Below are 2,191 nucleotides of genomic sequence, written 5' to 3' on the forward strand. Positions count from 1 at the left end.
TCTGGCAACTCCGGCATCCCGATGAGCACCAGCGCCAGCAGATGCGAAGCCATGTGGATGTACTGATGGGCCGAATGGGTCGCTGCCACTGGCTCTCTTCCAATATCCTCGACTCGGTGGCACACAACATCAATGAACGCCTGGATGGCAGCGGGTACCCTCGCGGCCTCGCCGGCAACGACTTGCACGAGCTGGCTCGAGCCGCTGCAGTAGCGGACGTGGTCGATGCCATGCGGCGCGACCGACCGGACCGCTCCCCCTGGCGAATCGACGCTATCTACCGCCACCTGCTGAACCACCCCGAACAATTCGACCAGCGCTGGGTCAAGCGCTACATCAAGCGATTTGGCCTCTACCCGGTCGGCTCCCTGGTCCGCTTCGATAGCGGTCAGCTGGCGTGGATCCAAGCCCTCGATACGCTAGGCTGCCCCGATCAGATCCAGCTGACCGACTCCGCTGAGCCTCCCGGGCCGGCCCTTGGCGACATCCTCCGCGGAAGCACCATTCAACGCCTCGGCAGCATTCAGGAAGAAGTCCCCGTATCGACCTAAAGTCACTGCCACACTGGCCGATAACCGAAAATAACTCATCTGACAGAGGCTGTTCATTGTTACACCAGTCCCGATCCTTGTCAGACTAGATGCAGTGACGGTACCTCAGACACTGGCACCGAGTCGGTGCCGCACCAGAAAGGAGTAAGATAATCATGAGTGCCATGCGAGGAGCAGCCGCCTACGGCCGCGGTGCCAGTGCCTACGCCAAGGTCGGCGTCGAAAGCGGCGTGATGTCTGCCAGCCCCCACCAGTTGATCGTGATGCTCTTCGATGGTGCGCTCGCCGCGATACGCACCGCCCGCATCCACCTTGAGGATGGCAATTCGGCCGAGAAGGGCAAGGCGATCTCCAAGGCACTGGATATTGTCAATAACGGCCTGTTGGCCGCTCTGGATACAGAGCGTGGCGGCGAGATCGCCGAGCGACTCGCCTCGCTCTATGATTATGTGACGCGTCTCCTGCTGTCGGCCAACCTGCATAACGATATCGAGAGCCTTGAGCAGGCAGAAACACTGCTGAACGACACCGCCTCGGCCTGGCGAGACATCGGCGACGAGGTGGCAAGGGGCTGATGATGGAACATGGCAGAGAGCCGAACAGCCAGCAGGCACTGCTCGAGGGGTATGAGGCGCTGCTGTCACGCACGCGCCTCATGCTGGATTCGGCACGCGACGCCAATTGGCCGGCACTGGTCGATCAGGAAAGCACTTACATCATGCAGGCGGAGCAGCTGGCGAAGCTCGATGCCGAACACCACTTGGATGCCGATCATCGGGCACGCAAAGCAGGGTTACTAGAGCAGATCCTGGCAAACGATCTCGAAATTCGTGAACGCTTGATCGAGCGTCGCAACGAGCTTGGCGAACTGATCGGCGCTTCGCAGCGCCAACGAAATCTTCGGGACGCCTATGGCGTCAGGGAGGAAGCACCAACTCCACCGATTGATCTGCACCTCAGCAAGAGAGCCCCGTGAGTGGCATAACCCCCCTGCTGGATACCCTGCTGCACCAGGTGTTGGGCAAACGGGTCGATACCCCGCCAGCCAAAGATCTCAATCAGCCGGTCAAACCCACCTCCCCCGCAGAGGCTCCAAGAGCCTTGCACAGTGATTCAAGACTTGATGCCCGAACCAACCCGCCCCCTCAACCCGAGCTCGGGCGAATCTCACGGGACCTATCGGATGTTGCCTCACGGCCAGCACAGCCGCAAGGCCATCCTCCAGCCTCGGCTCAGACCCACTTCAGCAACTCGGCACGAACCATCGCCGACCTGCTCGTCCGCTTTCCCGCGCCGCCCTCCATCGTGACGACACCGACGCCACTGATGGCGCACGCACAGATACCGGATCCAGCCGTAGTAGCAACCCGCCTGGAAGACAGTATCCGCCATAGCGGGCTGTTCTATGAGTCGCACCTTGCCCGTTGGTACAAGGGGGAGCTCCCACGCCAGCAACTCCAGCGGGAGCCCCAGATGTGGCGCACCCTGCAGTTCACGCCCACAGGGACCAGTCATGGCGTAGTCCCGTCGGGGAATCGCGCTGGCATCCGCGATACGCCCTTTCCGCCCGTACCACTACTCACCAATGGCGGCCGCCCCTTTGCCCTCTCTCACTCGCCTGACGTCCAAGCCCCCCCCTC

The 2,191-nt window shown here is 61.7% G+C and carries 3 protein-coding genes; all 3 read left to right on the plus strand.

What is annotated here, in order from left to right; all coding sequences use genetic code 11:
* Window positions 1-551, plus strand: a 551-nt coding sequence (locus RI841_RS14120) for an HD domain-containing phosphohydrolase (protein ID WP_310706269.1), incomplete at its 5' end; no start/stop codon positions are given.
* A gap of 155 nt (window positions 552-706) precedes the next feature.
* On the plus strand, window positions 707-1,126 hold the full coding sequence (gene fliS / locus RI841_RS14125) for a flagellar export chaperone FliS (protein ID WP_310706270.1): 420 nt from the start codon (window positions 707-709) through the stop codon (window positions 1,124-1,126).
* Window positions 1,126-1,527: a flagellar protein FliT gene (gene fliT, locus RI841_RS14130; RefSeq protein WP_310706271.1), complete on the plus strand. Its 402-nt coding sequence runs from the start codon at window positions 1,126-1,128 to the stop codon at window positions 1,525-1,527. Before fliS ends, fliT begins: the two co-directional genes overlap by 1 nt.
* The last annotated feature ends 664 nt before the right edge of the window (window positions 1,528-2,191 follow it).

Origin of the sequence: Halomonas sp., from assembly GCF_031581305.1 — a bacterium.
Lineage (GTDB): Bacteria > Pseudomonadota > Gammaproteobacteria > Pseudomonadales > Halomonadaceae > Halomonas.

What these genes read in the sequence shown, in the direction of transcription:
- fliS (WP_310706270.1), top strand. Translation starts at nt 707, where the DNA reads ATGAGTGCCATGCGAGGAGCAGCCGCCTACGGCCGCGGTGCCAGTGCC.
- fliT (WP_310706271.1), top strand. Translation starts at nt 1,126, where the DNA reads ATGATGGAACATGGCAGAGAGCCGAACAGCCAGCAGGCACTGCTCGAG.